Raw genomic sequence first — 17,346 nt, 5'->3', positions numbered from 1 at the left:
CTTCGCTCAGCCAAGGGCCTTCACGGCCTCCAGCACCTCAGCGGCATGACCCTTGACCTTCACCGCCGGCCAGACGCGCACGATCTTGCCTGCGCCGTCGATCAGGAATGTCGCCCGGGCAATACCCATATAGCTGCGCCCATACATCGATTTTTCGACCCACGTGCCAAACGCCTCGCAAAATCCACCCTGCTCGTCCGACCCGAGGATGACGTTCAGCCCATATTTGTCCGCGAACTTCTTGAGCTTGGCCGGCTTGTCCTTCGACACACCGATCACCGGCACTCCGGCCGCCGCAAAATCATCGGCCAGCTCGGTAAAGTCCTTCGCTTCGTTCGTGCAGCCGGGCGTATCCGCCTTGGGGTAGAAATAGACGACTACCGGCTTGCCCCGATAATCGGCGAGGCGCAGCGGATTGCCGCTCACGTCCTGCAGCCCTGCGTCGGGGACCGTTGCTCCGGCATCCAGCATCACTTCGTCTCCCTTTGCTGTTCGCTATCCTGCGCGGCAACGGCGTTCCATTGCGCCGCCACGCTTTGCCGTGCCGCATCGAGGCTGGCAAGCAGATCCGACCACGAACGAAAACCGCAGCGTCCCGCCACGCGCGCCTGGGTGGCAGGCGGCGGCTCGGCCGATTTCGGCGAGACCAGGCGCGAAAGGATAAGATAGCGCGTGAGCAGGTCATAGGCGCGGGCGAGCTCGCGCGGCAGATGCCCCTCGCGGCTCAGCTCGGCCAGCGCGGCGCCGATATCCGGATGGAAGCCTGTACCCGTGCGGAACTGTGTGACGTGGACGAGAAATTCCAGGTCGACCAGTCCGCCCGGCGCCAGCTTTACGTCGAGTGCGCTTTCAGGCAGCTTGTGCTTCGCCATCTCGCCGCGCATCTTGACCGCATCGGCGGTCATCGTCGCCAGGTTGCGCGGGCGGCGCAGCGTCTGGTCGATGATCGCGCTCACCTGCGCGCGTGCGGCGGGCGAACCGAAGATCGGCCGGGCGCGAGTCAGCGCCAGATGTTCCCACGTCCAGGCGTTTTCCTGCTGATAGCGGGCAAAGCTGTCGACGCTTGCCGCGAGCAGCCCCTGCGCGCCGAAAGGCCGCAGCCTCGTATCGACTTCATAAAGCGGGCCGGATGCCGTCCGCACCGAGAGCGCCGCGCTCACCCGCTGGGCGAGGCGATTGAAATACTGTGTCGCACCCAGGGGCTTTGCGCCATCCGATTCTGCCGAAAAATCACCGGTGAACAGGTAGATGAGGTCGAGGTCCGACGCATAGGTCAGCACCCCGCCGCCCAGCCGTCCAAGCGCGATAATAACCAGCTCTCCGCCGGGGACCGTGCCGTGCGCCTTGGCAAATTCGGTGACGGTCGCGTCCGCCAGCACCCGCACCGCCGCCGTCGCAAGACGGCCATAGCCCGCGCCGATACCCAATATGTCTCCCGCCCCGCAAATCGCCTGCACGCCCAGCGCGAAGCGGCGCTCGCCGACCTTCTGGCGCACGCGGTCCAGCAGCATCTGGTAGTCGTCACCGACCTCACCCATGCCGAGCCAGGATTCCAGATCATCCTGCCGGGGCAGCGGCTCTAGTGCGGAGGCACCGATCAGCCCGTCGAGCAGATCGACCCGTGCCGACAGGTCATCACCCAGCGGCGGCGCATAGCTCAGCACATCGACGAGCATCTCCACCACCGGCTTGTTGGCAGCCAGAAGCTTGAAAAAGTTGATCGCGGTGGGCAGGCGCTCGATCAGTTGTTCGAAACGGTTCAGCGCCAGCACCGGGTCGGGCGCCTTTGCGAGCCCCCGGAAAAGACCCGGCAGCAGCTTTTCAAGCGCTTTGAGCGCGGGCGCGCTGCGCAGCGCGCGCACCGATCCGTTGCGCCAGCGGTCGATGCGCGCGGCAGCGAGCTTGGTGTCGGAAAAGCCCATGCCATCCAGTTGATCGGCGAGCTTGTGAAGGTCGTGCGACAGCCGCTCGGCGGGGGCGAAGGGGCTGAGCCGATCATAATTGGCGCCCACCCATTCGATATGGGGTCTGAGCAGCTTGAGCAGCGCCGCGCCATCGGCCACCCCGTGCAAACGGGCGACATTGTCCATTGCATCGGATGCGCGGGGAAGCTCGTGCGTCTGGCGATCGTCGACCATCTGCAACCGATGCTCGATCGTACGATACAGGGCATAGGCATTGTCGAGATTTTCCGCGATGCGCGGATCGATAATGTCGCCCTCGGCCAGCGCGTGCAGGGCTTCGCGCGTCGCGCCGGGACGCAGCGCGGGGTTGCGTCCACCATGAATGAGCTGATGGATCTGCGCGAAGAATTCTACCTCACGAATTCCGCCCCGCCCGCGCTTCAGATCATAGCCGGGTCCGAATGCCTGGCCACTGGCATAATGGTCTCGGATGCGGCGGCTGATATCCATGATCGAGTCGATCGCGCCAAAATCGAGCGAGCGCCGCCACACAAAGGGGCGGATCGAACGGAGGAAATAATCACCCAGCTGGATGTCCCCTGCCGCGGCGCGGCCACGGATGAAGGCGGCCTGCTCCCACCCCAGCGCCATCGATTCATAATAGCTGATCGCCGCCTCCACCGGGATCGCGACCGGCGTGACTTCGGGCGAGGGACGCAGCCGCAGGTCGACACGGAACACATAACCGTCCCCGTCGCGGGCGGAGAGCAACTCGGTCATCCGACGGGCAATGCGGACCGCCGCATCGCCCGGCTCCTCGCGCGCGCCATGGGGCAGGGTCCTGGGATCGAACAGCAGGATCGGATCGATGTCGGAACTGTAGTTGAGCTCTCGGCTGCCGTGCTTGCCCAGCGCCACGACCGCAAAACCGCGCACCGGCTCGTCGGGATAGCGCTCGGCAAAGGCGGCTTCCAGCGCAGCCTGAATGGCATCGTCAGCGAAGTCCGACAGGCTGAGCGTCACCTGTTCCAGTGACCAGCAACCCGCGAGATCAGCGATGCCGGTAACCAGAGCTACTGCACCCCGCCGCAACCGCAGCCGCTGCGCGACGGTCGTGGCGTCCTCACCACAGCCCCTTGCATGGCCAAGTGCGCCATCGATATCGCCGGTCAACAGTCGATCGGCGACCGCGCCATGCCGGTCGAGCATCAGCGAAAGAAAGGGGGAATGGGCCCGTGCACGCTGCACGGCATTGTGACAATCCAGCACCTTATTTCTCTTTTTCAGACACTTATCGCCGTCTTTCGGACCAGCCGTTCCACTTTTCCACGTTGAATGAGGAACATGTAAGCCTCTGCCCCGTCTTTAGCGTATGAGCAAGTGGCAGGAAGATATGGACCAGCGTCCATCCGGACGGGAAGAAAGGCATTATCGGGCCGTCCCGGCACCGGCATCCTATGAGGGTGTAGGCTGGGCGCTGGCGCGCGCCTATCCTGCTGCGGGTGATACTTTGCCCAAAGATATGCTGGATTTACTCGGCGAACTCGACCGCGGTTAAGCATGGCGCATGGCTCAGACGCCCTATGTGTCAGGACGTTATACCGACGTCTGGCAATAGGATAAACCGGGTTTACCGGTTGCCGCTCAGCCGATCCACATCCGCCATAATTTCCGCCAGCGCGCCTTCGCCTGTCTGCGATTGCTCGCTGCGCAAAGGGAGCATTCCGCCGTCCATGATCTGCTCGAGCGCAGTGCGGCCTCGCGCAACGCGGCTTTTGATCGTGCCGACGGCCACGCCGCAAATTTCCGCCGCCTCTTCATAGGCAAAGCCGCCCGCTCCCACGAGGATGAGTGCTTCACGCTGCGATGCAGGAAGCTGAAGAAGCGCACGTTGCATGTCTGCCAGTTCGACCTGCTTGTCCTGCCCTGCGGGCGCGGCGAGCAACCGGTCAGCGACCAGATCGTCCCACTCGCCGCGAAAGCGCGAGCGGCGCATCTGCGAGAGGAAATGGTTGCGGAGGATGATGAAGGTCCAGGCACGCATGTTCGTACCCGCCTGAAAACGCGCGCGCGCGGCCCAAGCCTTTAACAGGGTTTCCTGCACCAGGTCGTCGGCAAGATCCCGGCTGCCCGACAAGGACCGGCCAAATGCACGCAGATGAGGGATAACCGATGCCAGTTCGCGCTTGAATTCGCTGTCGGAAAGGGCCGCCGGAACCGGTTCGTCCTTCTCGTCAGTCTGTAAAGCGGCGCTGTCACTCATGCATTTCCCCCGGCGCGGAGCCTTGCAACCCCTTCCGTTTTCTTCGTCGGATGCCTCGCGGCGTGAATCGCCACAGATTAGTCAGATCCTCAACGCGTCATTGCGCCGGTTGTTCCGGCATTCCCATCCAGCCCGCAAATCGCCCGGGCTGGCGAACGTCAGGCCGGGCTGGTCGCCGCGTCGAAAAACAATGCCTGCGAAATCGCCGCCTTCACCGTCGCCCGCTGAAACGGCTTGGTGATGAGGAAGGTCGGCTCCGGCCGCTCCCCGGTCAACAGACGCTCGGGAAATGCGGTTATGAAAATGACCGGGACACTGAACTGGCTGAGGATGTCCTTTACGGCATCGATTCCGCTCGAATCGTCGGCCAGCTGAATGTCGGCCAGGACGAGCGTGGGGCGGCGCGCCTGCACCATCTGCAACGCTTCGGCATGGGTGACGGCAACGCCAGTCACGTCATGGCCCATGTCACGCACGATCATCTCGATATCCATGGCGATGATCGGCTCGTCCTCGATAATGAGTACCTCCGCGCGGGTCTGCTCCTCGATCTCGTCGAGCGCTTCCTCGACAAGGCTTTCGACATCGTCAGCGGTCATGTCGGTCAGATAGGCCGTTTCCTGCGGGCTGAACCCTTCCATAGCGGTCAGTAAGAGCGCCTGGCGTGGCAATGGCGTCAGCCGCGCAAGACGCGCCCGCGCGATCGACTGACGGCTATCCTCGTCAGTGCCTTCCTCATTGATGTCGTCGAGATGAGACGACGACCAGATGCCATGGAATATCCGGTAGAGACCCAGGCGCGCATCCACGTCCTTCGGAAAATCATCGGGCGATGCGACAATCGCCTCCAGCGTAGCGCGCACATAGGCGTCCCCATGCGTCTGACTTCCGGTTAGTGCGCGGGCGTAGCGACGCAGAAAGGGAAGATGGGGATAAAGCTGTTGACCCAGTGACATCTAGTATGTGCTCCCGCCGTACGAATATCCCGTTATCACAGGTTTGCCCCGATCCCACCAGATGGGACCAACCAACCTGCGGACAAATTCGCGCACAAAGGCCGTCACAAGCAGGAAAGCCGCCGCGAGACTGCTTTACCCATGCAAATTGCTGCTCGTATATGCCCCGACGCAGAGTTTTGTCTGGGCATGGAACCAACGGGAACGAAAATGGTTTCATCGAATGTAATGTTTTGTGCTGCCACGTGACGGTCGTCACCGGCATATGGGTTGTGATGTCGCTATTGGGGCATCGATTTTGTTGTTAATGCGCTTATCGTCACCACAGGTGCAGTACGGTCGCTCGATGCGGGGTATGGAATGAGGGGTCAGCTTTTGAACATTGGGGATTCCGCTGAAGACGCGCGAAAGGACCGCGAATTGCCAGGCGGCGAAGTGCCCGACAGTCCTCCGGAGATCGATGCACAGGCATCGGTCTCCCCGCCTGTTGTTCCAGTGACTGACGCCAGCGGTAACAAGGGCAGAAATAATCTGGGCGGCGCCTTGCGCACGGCTTATCAATCGATGGTGGAGGAAGCGATCCCGCCGGAGATGCTGGATCTGCTGAACCGTCTCAAATAGTTCGCAGTGACTGCGACCCCTATGGCCACATCCGTCCCGCCGCCCGCCGGTCCTCCTCCTCCCGACGAGCCTATGTCGAATTTGGGACATGTCCGGAAGTGGTTCGGTGCGGAATGGCTGAGCGGCACGGCCGCGCGCATTTTCTTTGTGCTGACCCTCGCTCTGTTGCCGCTGGCCTGCGTTGCGCTGTTTTCCACCCTGCGCTCCATTGGCACAATGGAGCGGGAGAAACAGCAGCTTCTGCTGGCGGCGACCGAACAGAACGCTCGAAAACTCCAATCGGATATTTTGTCGGCGCGTACGGCGTCCATGCTCACGGTCAATGTTCTGGCCGGGGGGCAAAATGTCGGTAATATTTGTGCGCGTATGGAAACATTCTTGCGCGGCAGCATCGGTGCGGGTGACGTGGAATACGCCGTTTTCGACCGGACCGGCCGCGCGATATGCGCGCCCTCTCCTCCGGCGATCATCCGCGTTGACGATGTGCGGGACATGACGAGCGGAGAGGATGCACGGATCGTTTCCGACAGGCACGGCTTATTGCTGCGGACGCGCAGCAACGACGGTACGGTCATTGGTGTGGCGTTCTGGAGCAGGGATGCAGTAGCGCACCTGACCGAACCCAATGCGCGAAAGGGCGCAAACCCCTCCCTTATCTTGACGCAAGGCAACGATCGGCTGACTGTTTTCGGCGACCACTCAACCCACCCCAATCGCCTGAACAAGGCGACCGTGCCGGTCGGACAAACCAAATTGTTCATGACACTCGCGGTCGGCGAGGAAACCCCGAGCATTACGCAAAAACTCGCGGTTTTCCTGCCTTTGCTGATGTGGGCAGCCGCCGCAATCGTCGGATGGATCGTGGTACGCTGGCTGTTGATCCAGCCCCTCCTCGCGTTACGCCGAGTGGTCGCGGACTACCAACCCGGACAGATCATCTATCCACCCCAGCGGCTGCGCAGCGCGTCGTCGGAAATCGCGGAACTCGGTGAAGCGTTCCACGCGATGAGCATCGATGTGTCCGAGCATGAGGGTGAGATGCAGAGCGCGCTGGAGCGGCAGACCAAGCTGACCCGCGAAGTCCATCACCGCGTCAAGAATAACCTGCAGATTATTTCCAGCCTGATCAGCCTGCATTCCCGCTCGGAGGATGACCCGCAATCGCGCAAGGCGTTCGCTTCGATCCAGCGCCGGGTCGATGCATTGGCTGTTGTCCAACGCAATCATTATGCCGAGCTGGAGGAAAACCGGGGCGTCAGCGCCCCACCGCTCATCAGCGAAGTGGCGGCAAGCATGCGCGCCTCCGCACCCGGCGGCAAGGATCGGCAACTTGTGCTGGAAGTCGACAGCGACCAGCTCTGGTTGCATCAGGATGTGGCGGCACCCGTCGCGTTCCTGATCGCGGAGCTGGCTGATCTCGCCATCACGTTCGAGCAGGCGGCGACCATCCGCATCGCGCTGGTCGCGGATCCGGATCGGGTCAACGGCGCGACGCTGCGGATCTCTTCCTCCTTGTTCACGGGTGCGTCGCTAAAAGCGACCGAGCGGTTCCAGCTGTACGAAAGGGTGCTGACCGGCCTCTCGCGTCAGCTTCGCGCACCCCTGACGCATGATCCCGAAACGGGCGAATTCCAGATCGCGCTCGACACCCTTCCCTGAAACGCAGGGCGGCTTCTACTGCCCTCGACCCAGATAGCGCGCGCGAAAACCATTCGCGAACGCCGTCAGCGTCCCCGCAGCGATCGCGTCGCGTAGCCGCTGCATCAGGCTCTGGTAGAAATGGATGTTGTGCTGCGTCATCAGCATCGCACCCAATATCTCCTTTGACCGGACAAGATGGTGCAGATAGGCGCGGCTCCAGCCGGTGCACGCAGGGCACCCACATTCCGGGTCGAGCGGACTTTCATCCTCCGCAAAGCGCGCATTACGGATATTGAGGGGGCCGTCCCAGGTGAACGCCTGCCCGTTACGCCCCGATCGCGTGGGCAGCACGCAATCAAACATGTCGATCCCGCGCTCCACCGCCCCGACGATGTCATCGGGCTTGCCAACCCCCATCAGATAGCGGGGCCTGTCGGCGGGCAACTGACCGGGCGCGAAGTCCAGCGTCGCGAACATCGCCTCCTGCCCCTCGCCCACCGCAAGGCCGCCGACCGCATAACCGTCAAAGCCGATGTCGATCAGTTTTTGCGCGGACACGGCACGCAGATCCCGATCGAGTGACCCCTGCTGGATGCCGAACAGTGCGGCGCTCTCGGCATGCGCGCCACCGCTGTCGAATGCGGCACGCGACCGCGCGGCCCAGCGCATGGACCGCTCCATTGACAATGCCGCTTCGTCTTGGCTCGCCCCATTCTTCGTGCATTCGTCGAACGCCATCACAATGTCGCTGCCCAGCAGGCGCTGGATTTCCATCGAGCGTTCCGGCGTCAACAGATGTTTCGATCCGTCGAGGTGACTCGAAAATGCGACGCCCTCCTCGCTCATTTTCGTCAGCGCGCTGAGGCTCATCACCTGATATCCGCCGCTGTCGGTCAGGATGGGCCGGTCCCATCCCATGAAGCGATGCAGTCCGCCGAGGCGCGCCACCCGTTCGGCGCCGGGGCGCAGCATCAGGTGGTAGGTGTTGCCCAAGATGATGTCGGCACCCGTCGCGCGAACTTCGGCGGGACGCAGCGCCTTGACTGTAGCGGCGGTTCCTACGGGCATGAAGGCAGGGGTGCGGATCTCGCCCCGACGCATGGCGATAACGCCGGTGCGCGCGGCGCCGTCGGTCGCCTGGATAGAGAAGGCAAAGCGAGGATTCGTCATCGGCCCGCCTGTAGGGCGATCGGCCGCTGCTATAAAGCCCGGATTATGCGCGAGTGGCTTACGCCACTCTGCCAGGAAGAAAATGCAGCAGTCCGGACGGTGGACCGAAGCGTTCCACGCGGCGATAGCGGCCAATGAATTTGACGCATTCACCCGACAGATAGAGAGGCCAGTCTCGTCCCTCGGCGTCTTGTAACATCAACGTCACGGCGAATTCATGTGTCGGTACCCGAATCATGAGCGCCGTTACTAATTAATAAAGGTTAACAACGGGTTTGACCGCTGCCTTACCTGGCACCCACCAAGCTCGAATGTTGCATTTATACATCGAATTCATTTGCGAACGATTAAATATGTGATTTATTGGCAACTTCATGGTTAAAAAAGGGTTAACATCGCCACGGGTGCCCTGACTCATGTTGCGTCCTGTACGTGACCCATGTTCCCTTTCTCTTGTGGGACAAAAGGGCAAATAAACGGGGACCAGATGATAGATTCAGTGCGCCTTGATCCTTTGGTGCATGACGTTTCGGGCGATTACTCGCCCGCGTTCCATGCCCCCAGCCATCGTGAGCCCCCTGCCACGCTGGCTCCCGTCGTTCCGGATGATGAGGCGCTGGGCCAGTCCAAGCTGTTCGACCTGGGACAGATCGACGTGTCATGGGACGCCGAGCTCGGCACCTTGTGGGCGTTCATTACTCCGGACGACCGGCCCAATTACAATCTGCCTCTGCTGCGCGACACGATGGCGTGGCAGGTAGAAACCAAGAAGCTGTTCGATCAGGCAAACTCGCCCCTGCGCTACATGGTGCTGGGATCGCGCTTTCCGGGTGTCTTCAATCTGGGCGGCGATCTCGAAATGTTTGCCGCGTGCATCGAGCGGCAGGATCATGAAACCCTGCGCCAGTACAGCCATCTGTGCGTGGAGATTGTCGATCGCGTCTGGCACAACAGCGACATGCAGGTCGTGAACATCGGTTTGGCACAGGGCGACGCACTGGGCGGCGGACTGGAAGCGCTGATGTGCTTCGACGTCATCGTGGCCGAGCGACAAGCGCGGTTCGGTCTGCCAGAAGTGCTGTTTGGCCTGTTCCCCGGCATGGGCGCTTATTCCATCCTTGCGCGGCGGCTGGGCCATGCGGCAGCGGAGCGCATGATTCTGGGCGGCAAGATCTACAGCGCCGAGGAAATGTTCGACATGGGGATCGTCACCGTGCTGGCCGAAGATGGCGAGGGTGAAGCGGCGACACGCGACTATATCCTGCGCAATCAGGACCGGCACGCCGGGCATGTTGGCGTGTTTCAGGCGGGACGTCGCGTCAACCCGATGACCCTTTCCGAACTGCGCGACATCGTCGACAGCTGGGTCGACACGGCGCTCAGGCTCACCGAGAAAGATCTTCGCATGATGCGTCGGCTTGCAGCCGCGCAAACGCGGCTTCACCGAAAATAGGCGGCAGTCGGCTCACGGACCCTGTCGTGTTGAGCGCCCCTGCCGTCGCTCAACTCCATCTTCGGACAGATGGCCGGTGTATCGGCCAGCACCCGCGCCCTCGTTTCGGCGCGTTCTGCTTGTTGCCGGACCATGTACGGCTTATCCGGGTGCCCCGAGGTTCCGGAATGCGAGCAGCTGATGCAATTCTTCTCCGACAATGCCGCGCCGGTATGCGCCGAAGTCCTTTCCGCGTTGGTAGAAACCAATGCGACCGATGCGGCCTATGATGCCGACGCCGTCAGTCGCGCAATGGACGATGCCTTCTCCGCCCTCTTTGAAACCGAAGTGGCGTCGATGTGGATTTCCACCGGCACGGCAGCAAACGCACTGGCCCTCGCCGCCCTGTGTCCTCCCTATGGGAGTATCGTCTGCCATCGCGCCGCGCATATCCAGAACGATGAATGCGGGGCGCCGGAATTCTACACCCATGGCGCGAAACTGCTGCTGGCCGAGGGCGCCGGAGCAAAGCTGACAGTCGATTCTGTGGCGCAGGCCATCGCGGACGTGAATACGGGGGTACACTGGGTGCAGCCCTACGCGCTGTCCATTACCAATGCGACCGAATATGGTCTTGTCTACACGCCGCGGGAAGTGGCGGCGCTCGGTGAATTCGCGCGCGCCCGCAATCTTGGCTTCCATATGGATGGCGCACGTCTTGCCAACGCGATCGCGCATCTGGGCTGCTCGCCCGCGGACCTGACCTGGCGCGCGGGTGTTGACGTGCTGAGCTTCGGCTTCGTCAAGAACGGCGGCATGTCAGCCGAGGCGTTGATCTTTTTCCGGCGCGATCTTGCCGAAACGAGCAAGATCCGGCGGAAGAGGGCCGGGCATCTGATGTCGAAGGGCCGGTTCAGCGCTGCACAGATCATGACGATGCTGCGTGACGACCTCTGGCTGCGCAACGCGCGCACGGCGAACGATGCTGCCGCGCGGCTGGCGCAGGCGGCCGTAGACCGACTGGTCTATCCTGTGGAAGCCAACGAACTGTTTCTGAAGGCATCGCCCGAAGAGGCGGACGCTCTGCGTGCGCAGGGATTCGGCTTCTATGACTGGGCACCAGGAGAAATCCGGCTAGTCACGTCCTACCACCACAGCGAGGCAGACGTAGCCGCGCTCGCGGCAGCGTTACGACAGCTCTAGGCCCGACTGGCGATGGCGCGGCGTACATTGGCGGCCATAGCATCGCCTATGGTCATGCGACGCTGAACCATTTCGGTGATGATCGGCCCGGCCTGAGGCTTGCACATCAGATAGCCCTGCACCGTCGTAATTCCGGCGGCGCGGGCATATTCGAGTTGATCCTCGTTTTCGATACCCTCGGCGACGCTCTCCATATCGAGCTTGTTGGCGAGGTGGCCCACCGCCTGCACGATCGCCTGATCCTCCCGGCTGGCATGAATGCCCGCCATGAAGCTGCGGTCGACTTTGATGCCGTCGAAGCGATAGGCCCGCAGGTAGCTTAAAGACGAATAGCCGGTGCCGAAATCGTCGAGTACCAGCCGCAAGCCAATCTTCTGCAACTCGCGCAGCATATGATGGGTCTGGCCATCATTTTCGAGGAAGATCGATTCGGTGACTTCCAGTTCGAGCCGTCGGGCCGGGACTTTGCTCTCCATCAGCGCGGCAATGACGTTGGAGGGGAGCCCGCCTGACTTCAGCGAGGCGGGAGAAATATTGACCGCAATGCGCACGTTATCGGGCCATTGAGCCGCCGTGTGGCATGCCTCGCGGATGACCCAGTCGGTAATCTCCTCGATCAGCCCGATACTCTCGGCGACCGGGATGAACTCCATCGGGCTGACCGCGCCGAGCGCCGGATGATCCCAACGCAGCAACGCCTCGCATACCGCGATATGTCCGGACTTCAGATCGAAGATCGGCTGGTAATGCAGTTTCAGCTCGCCATTCTCGATCGCGCGACGCAGGCCGTTCTCGATCTCGTGCAGGCGATGGAACCGCTCCTTCATCGACCATGTGAAGCTGACCGCCTGATTACGGCCACCCTTCTTCGCTTCGTAGAGGGCCAAGTCGGCATGCTGCATCAGTTCGTCGGCATCACGCCCGTCCTGCGGCGCAACGGCAAGACCGATGGAGCAGGTCACCGATAACGAATGCGCACCGACATCAAAGCCGTCGCGGAAATATTCGAGAATGTCGTTGGCGATTGTCTGGGCCGTGACCCGGTCAATATGCGTGCACAGCACGATAAATTCATCGCCGCCAAAACGCGCAAGATGCCCGCGACCGTCCAGCGCCTCGTTAAGCTTGTCGACGACCGCCTGCAGCAAGGCGTCGCCCACCATATGGCCGAGCGAATCGTTCACTTCCTTGAACCGGTCGAGATCCAGCCAGAGCACCGCCATGGCATCATGGCTCTTGCGGTTGACCTCGAACAGATCACGCAGCCGCTCCTGCATCGCCATGCGGTTTTCGATACCGGTCAGACTGTCGAACCGGGCGAGCCGCTCAAACTTGGTCGCGAGTTGCGACTTCTCCTGCTTCCCGCGCAACGCCTCGACCACGATCCGGTGGGTGGTTGCGCTGATCTCCGCCATGCCCAAAATCATGATCGCCAGCACGATGGCCAGCACGCGATAGCCAACCTGGCCCTCGAGCCACAGTCCGCACACCGTCGGCAGCAGAGCGAGACACGTCTGGCCGACCGCGATGTGGACCCGTCCGGCATTGCGGCCGGATATGCCACCCGCATACCCCGCCGCCAGCGACACGGACAGCAGGTGGATCGCCGCCACGTCCGACCGCATCAGGGTCACCAGCGCGAGGATGCCGATCATCCCGGCGTAACCCCAGGCACCCAGCTCGTAGGCCAGTTCCCACCCACGCGATGCCTGCGCCTGCCCAGCTTGTAGCTTGCCATGGAAAAACGTCGCGGAAACCGCGCGCAGCACCGCAATGATGCAGATAAGCGCCGCACAGCTCGTCACCAGCCAGTCGTCGGCCTGAAACGCGATGACGATGCTGAGCATGAACCCGGCCAAAGCACCGATGGCGAGCGAAGTCGGAGACGCATAAAGCGTCTCGACAAGCGCACGGCGGATGTCGGCATCGGGTGCCGTCCGTCCCGCCGCCCACGCAGATAATTTGGTCCAAATGCGTCGCAACAAGGGTCTCCAACCCCTGCGATAGCCGCAGATCCCTTGTGATTTGGTTAAGAAACCCCCTCGCAACGGAGCGATTGCGCTGGAAAATGAGGAGATTACGAGCCGCCTTTGACAGGGCTGCAATCCCGACAAACGAAACCCGAAAATTTCGTCACAAGACGAGAAAGATGCGCGCTTTGCAGTCCGGTTTGACGGTGCCCGAAGGGCACGGATGAAGACGCGTAGTTCGTCCCGGTGATCCTACTTCTTGATGGCCTTCTCGCCAGCCGAACCGACGGACTCGATGTCGCGGCCAACACCCTTCACCGTGTTGCACGCCGACAGGCCCAGCAATGCGATACCGAGCAGGGCGGCGGCGGTGACGGCGGGGCGGGCGGCGTATTTCATTCGTCGAAATCCTTTCTGGGGGGCGATGACATTCCTGCTTTTATTCCAGCCGCCCGCCTGTCACAAGTCCGCCAGCGCCGGCAGCGGCTTGGCCGGACGGCCATCAGTGAAGCAGCCCTCAACGCAACAGCATATGCAGGTGATATGACCAGACCCCCTTGATTTTTTGTCGAGGTTCCCTATCCTTGGGTCTTGCGGGCCGGGCCCCTCTGGCGATCGACATGTCGATCGTGATGTCGGACCGCATCGAGTGTTCTCGGTGCTGGTCTTGTTTAACGTCAAAAATCCAGCATCAGCACACTCGTTTGTCGAAATAGACGAGGTGAATTATGTTCGAACAACAACGCCTTTATCCTGGCCAATCGGCCGAGCGCGCCGCGCTTCTGGATCAGGGCCTGCGTCAGCACATGCTGCGCGTATACAATTATATGGGTTCCGGTGTTCTTTTGACCGGTATCGTTGCGATGCTGGTCGCATCCACCCCCGCTCTCTATCAGCCGATTTTCGGCACGCCGCTGAAATGGGTGGTGATGTTCGCGCCGCTCGCCTTTGTGTTCTTCTTTTCCTTTCGGATCGAGCGCATGTCGGCGGCAACCGCACAGGCCGCCTATTGGGCGTTCGCGGCGATCATGGGCCTTTCGCTTTCGTCCATTTTCCTGGTTTTTACGGGCGTCAGCATTGCCCAGACCTTCTTCGCGACGGCCATCATGTTCCTGGCGATGAGCGTGTGGGGGTATACCACGAAGCGTGACCTTTCGCGCTTTGGCAGCTTCCTCATCATGGGCGTGATCGGCGTGGTGATCGCAAGCTTGATCAACCTCTTCCTGCAATCGAGCGCGTTGCAGTTCGCGGTGTCGATCATCGGCGTGCTGGTGTTCACTGGCCTTACCGCCTGGGACACGCAGAACATCAAGTCGCAATATGCCGCGCATCTGGGGCATGAAACGAACAGCAAGCTCGCGGTCTTTGGCGCGCTGTCGCTGTACCTCAACTTCGTCAACATCTTCCAGTTGCTGCTCAACCTGACGGGCGAACGCGAATGATGCCCAGCACCCGGGAGGAGCTGCGGTCATGATGGAAGGATTGATGGCCCTCACCAGTGAACCGGCGGCGTGGATTGCGCTGGCCACACTGGTGGTGATGGAGGTCGTGCTTGGCATCGACAACCTGATTTTCATCTCGATCCTCAGCAACAAGCTGCCGGAAGGACAGCGCATAAAGGCCCGCCGCATCGGTATCGGTCTGGCATTGGTCCTACGGCTGATGTTGCTCGCGTCGATCGCGTGGATTGTCCAGCTCACCCAGCCGGTGTTCTCCGCATTCGACCATCCCTTTTCGTGGCGGGACATGATCCTGATCGCGGGCGGCCTTTTCCTCGTCTGGAAGGCGACGAAGGAGATCCACCACACTATCGATCCGCGCCCAAATGATGACATGTTCGCGACCAAGGCGGTCGGGATGACCTTCACGGCGGCGATCAGCCAGATCATTCTGCTCGATCTGGTCTTTTCGATCGACAGCATCATCACCGCTGTAGGGATGACCGACAATGTCGCCATCATGGTGATTGCCGTCGTTACCGCCGTGAGCGTGATGCTGTTTGCCGCGACGCCGCTAGCCGATTTCATCGGACGCAACCCGAGCATCGTCATGCTGGCGCTCAGCTTCCTGATGCTGATCGGCACGACGCTCATTGCCGAAGGCTTTGGCGCGCATGTGCCCAAAGGCTATGTCTATGCGGCGATGGCGTTTTCGGCGCTGGTCGAAACCCTCAACATCGTCGCGCGGCGTCGGCAAGCGAAAGCAAGCGCTGCGTAAGACGGCAAGGGCGGAAACATCGTTGGCGAGGTGGGCAGAAACGCCCGCCTCGCCTGCATGTCAGATGAGAATATCAGCCCGTTCGGGTCGGATCGGTAAAGGCGTCGCCATCCTGCGTGCCCACCTTCGACAGCCGCCCGACCTGCCTCTCTATCATCCGGTGCGCGACCACGGGAAAGCCTTCCCGCTGGAGCGCAAAGATGCGGTCGATATTGGCGGCGTCCTCCTGCGTGCGGCGCTGGGAATGGCGGATATAGTCGTGCCATGTGGGCACGTGATAGCGCTCGATCCACAGATCATCGATCGTCAGGTCGCGCAGCAGCGTCCAGTTGCGCGCGCCATCGCGCATGCGGATGCGACGACGCTCGCCCATTTCGACAAGGAACCGATCGATGTCCTCCGGCGCGATGCGATATTCCAGCGTGATGACGATCGGCCCGCTGCGTGGCGCAATGGCGACGGCGATCTCTGGCTCCTTCCACCGCCCAAGCGGACTAAGATCAAGATCGAGCGCCACGGGCAGGGGGAGCACCAGGCCTAGCGCCGCGCCGCCGAGCTGCAACAGCCCGGCCGCGATGAGCGCGACGGGAATGCCATGTACTCCGGCCAATTCACCAAAGCTCCAGCTTCCAACGGCCAACCCGCCGAACGCCGCCATCTGGTACAACGCAAGCGACCGACCCACCACCCAGCGCGGCGACGCCATCTGCACCGTCACGTTGAAGGTCGAAAGCGCCAGCACCCAGCCGCCTCCCGCAAGGATCAGCGCGGCGAAGGTCAACCAGATGGAATGGCTAAGCCCAAGGGTGATCGCGCCCGTCGCCATCGCCACTGTGGCCCAGCCCACCATCGCCTCGCTGGACAGGAAGCGCCGCAACCGGCTGCCGCTCAGCGCCCCGGCCACCGCCCCCATCCCGAACGCGCCCAGAAGCAATCCGTAGGTAAACGCGCCGCCCGGCAACATGTGGCGCGCCACCAGCGGCATCAGGGCAGGCGTCGCGCTGGCAGCAAACCCGAACCAGATAGCGCGCAGCAGCGCCGTGCGGATCGTCGGGGACATCGCCACATAGCGGATCCCCGCGCCCATCGCGATGCGCAGCGGTTCCGGTGGCAGGCTGCGGTCCTGAGCGGGGGAGCGCCAGCGGGACAACACGACGATCAGGCCAAGATAGCTGACGGCATTGACGAGGAATGCCGCCGCTGCCCCCGCTGCCGCAACAACCGCGCCGCCGATCGCCGGGCCGAAACTGCGCGCGACGTTGAAGCCCATGCTGTTGAGGGCCACCGCGCCGGGCAGCACGGGGCGCGGTACCATGTCGCCGACCGAAGCCTGCCAGGACGGCGCATGCAGCGCGGTTCCTACGCCAATCAGGAACGTGAAGGACAGCAACAGCCATGGCGTCAACCACCCCAGCCACGCGCAGAGCGAAAGCCCCACCGACACCGTCAGCATAAAGATCTGCGCCACCAGCATCACGATCCGCCGGTCGTGATTGTCGGCGATGGCTCCCGCTACCAACGCAAGCAGCATGATCGGCAGGGTGGTCGACGCCTGAACCAGTGCGACCAGCGTGGGGGATTTCGTGAGAGACGTCATCATCCACGACGCGCCGACCGACTGAACCAGTCCACCCAGATTCGACGCCATGCTCGCGAACCAGATCGCCCGGAATACCGGGATGCCGAGCGGTGCGAAGAACCGGTGATCCTGCGGCGCGGTTGTCGATGTGGCCATGGAAAGGGAATCCTGAAACGTCGGTCGTCTGGTTCTGAAGGTCGCGGCGTCCTTGTCTACGACGATGACATGTATGACAACCCGTCGTTCCGAACACGTGGTATCGCCAACCGTTCCCCATGGGCCGACAGCCCTTAGCCGTCTGAACCTTTTCTGACAGCCTGCTTCAGGTAGGGTTCAACTGCCGAAGATTAGGGAGGTCGTATAGGCGCCTGCGGATTCGCGACATGCGCC

At 62.0% G+C, this 17,346-nt stretch carries 15 protein-coding genes; 7 read left to right on the top strand and 8 right to left on the bottom strand.

Translation table 11 applies throughout. The features are described from left to right. Positions 1–6: 6 nt before the first annotated feature. Together bcp and glnE are read right to left on the bottom strand one after the other, a co-directional pair. Positions 7–471 carry a thioredoxin-dependent thiol peroxidase gene (bcp, locus tag FHS92_RS14205; protein ID WP_184081398.1) on the bottom strand — a complete coding sequence of 155 codons (465 nt, stop codon included), beginning with the start codon at positions 469–471 and terminating at the stop codon, positions 7–9. Continuing rightward, complete coding sequence (gene glnE, locus FHS92_RS14200) at positions 471–3,113, bottom strand: bifunctional [glutamate--ammonia ligase]-adenylyl-L-tyrosine phosphorylase/[glutamate--ammonia-ligase] adenylyltransferase (RefSeq protein WP_184081504.1); 2,643 nt, start codon at positions 3,111–3,113, stop codon at positions 471–473. Before glnE ends, bcp begins: the two co-directional genes overlap by 1 nt. Before the next feature lie 184 nt (positions 3,114–3,297). On the opposite strand from glnE, the gene FHS92_RS14195 reads away from it, so the two are divergent. After that, positions 3,298–3,462, top strand: coding sequence for a hypothetical protein (locus FHS92_RS14195; protein ID WP_221231077.1), 165 nt, complete (start codon positions 3,298–3,300; stop codon positions 3,460–3,462). Between the two features lie 72 nt (positions 3,463–3,534). Here FHS92_RS14195 and FHS92_RS14190 read toward each other — a convergent pair whose 3' ends face one another. Then, positions 3,535–4,167, bottom strand: coding sequence for a sigma-70 family RNA polymerase sigma factor (locus tag FHS92_RS14190; RefSeq protein WP_184081396.1), 633 nt, complete (start codon positions 4,165–4,167; stop codon positions 3,535–3,537). Between the two features lie 158 nt (positions 4,168–4,325). Continuing rightward, positions 4,326–5,123 (bottom strand): response regulator, encoded by a 798-nt coding sequence (locus FHS92_RS14185; protein ID WP_184081395.1) that lies wholly within the window; start codon positions 5,121–5,123, stop codon positions 4,326–4,328. 375 nt (positions 5,124–5,498) lie between these two features. On the opposite strand from FHS92_RS14185, the gene FHS92_RS14180 reads away from it, so the two are divergent. Continuing rightward, positions 5,499–5,744 carry a NepR family anti-sigma factor gene (locus FHS92_RS14180; protein ID WP_221231099.1) on the top strand — a complete coding sequence of 82 codons (246 nt, stop codon included), beginning with the start codon at positions 5,499–5,501 and terminating at the stop codon, positions 5,742–5,744. A gap of 72 nt (positions 5,745–5,816) precedes the next feature. Continuing rightward, complete coding sequence (locus tag FHS92_RS14175) at positions 5,817–7,403, top strand: sensor histidine kinase (protein WP_184081393.1); 1,587 nt, start codon at positions 5,817–5,819, stop codon at positions 7,401–7,403. 15 nt (positions 7,404–7,418) lie between these two features. Here FHS92_RS14175 and tgt read toward each other — a convergent pair whose 3' ends face one another. Further along, positions 7,419–8,555: a tRNA guanosine(34) transglycosylase Tgt gene (gene tgt / locus FHS92_RS14170; RefSeq protein WP_184081392.1), complete on the bottom strand. Its 1,137-nt coding sequence runs from the start codon at positions 8,553–8,555 to the stop codon at positions 7,419–7,421. A gap of 487 nt (positions 8,556–9,042) precedes the next feature. Here tgt and FHS92_RS14165 point away from each other — a divergent pair, with 487 nt between their 5' ends. Both FHS92_RS14165 and FHS92_RS14160 read left to right on the top strand, forming a co-directional pair. Beyond that, the gene (locus tag FHS92_RS14165) at positions 9,043–10,008 is read left to right on the top strand and encodes a crotonase/enoyl-CoA hydratase family protein (RefSeq protein WP_184081391.1); all 966 of its coding nucleotides are present in this window, start codon (positions 9,043–9,045) and stop codon (positions 10,006–10,008) included. A gap of 180 nt (positions 10,009–10,188) precedes the next feature. Then, positions 10,189–11,190: a threonine aldolase family protein gene (locus tag FHS92_RS14160; RefSeq protein ID WP_184081390.1), complete on the top strand. Its 1,002-nt coding sequence runs from the start codon at positions 10,189–10,191 to the stop codon at positions 11,188–11,190. On the opposite strand, the gene FHS92_RS14155 is transcribed toward FHS92_RS14160, so the two are convergent. Together FHS92_RS14155 and FHS92_RS14150 are read right to left on the bottom strand one after the other, a co-directional pair. Beyond that, positions 11,187–13,172 (bottom strand): putative bifunctional diguanylate cyclase/phosphodiesterase, encoded by a 1,986-nt coding sequence (locus FHS92_RS14155; RefSeq protein WP_246352013.1) that lies wholly within the window; start codon positions 13,170–13,172, stop codon positions 11,187–11,189. The two genes, FHS92_RS14160 and FHS92_RS14155, sit on opposite strands and share 4 nt — an antisense overlap. Positions 13,173–13,412: 240 nt before the next feature. Then, complete coding sequence (locus FHS92_RS14150; protein WP_184081389.1) at positions 13,413–13,559, bottom strand: entericidin A/B family lipoprotein; 147 nt, start codon at positions 13,557–13,559, stop codon at positions 13,413–13,415. 329 nt (positions 13,560–13,888) lie between these two features. Between FHS92_RS14150 and FHS92_RS14145 the strand changes: the two genes are divergently transcribed. After that, entirely contained in the window at positions 13,889–14,602 is a 714-nt protein-coding gene (locus tag FHS92_RS14145) for a Bax inhibitor-1/YccA family protein (RefSeq protein ID WP_184081388.1), read from the top strand. A gap of 31 nt (positions 14,603–14,633) precedes the next feature. Next, the gene (locus tag FHS92_RS14140) at positions 14,634–15,377 is read left to right on the top strand and encodes a TerC family protein (RefSeq protein ID WP_184081502.1); all 744 of its coding nucleotides are present in this window, start codon (positions 14,634–14,636) and stop codon (positions 15,375–15,377) included. 73 nt (positions 15,378–15,450) lie between these two features. Here FHS92_RS14140 and FHS92_RS14135 read toward each other — a convergent pair whose 3' ends face one another. Next, positions 15,451–17,112 carry an MFS transporter gene (locus FHS92_RS14135; RefSeq protein ID WP_184081387.1) on the bottom strand — a complete coding sequence of 554 codons (1,662 nt, stop codon included), beginning with the start codon at positions 17,110–17,112 and terminating at the stop codon, positions 15,451–15,453. Positions 17,113–17,346: the final 234 nt, after the last annotated feature.

It is taken from the genome of Sphingobium subterraneum, assembly GCF_014199435.1.
Taxonomy (GTDB): domain Bacteria; phylum Pseudomonadota; class Alphaproteobacteria; order Sphingomonadales; family Sphingomonadaceae; genus Sphingobium; species Sphingobium subterraneum.
This window is presented reverse-complemented; position numbering and strand designations above follow the sequence as displayed.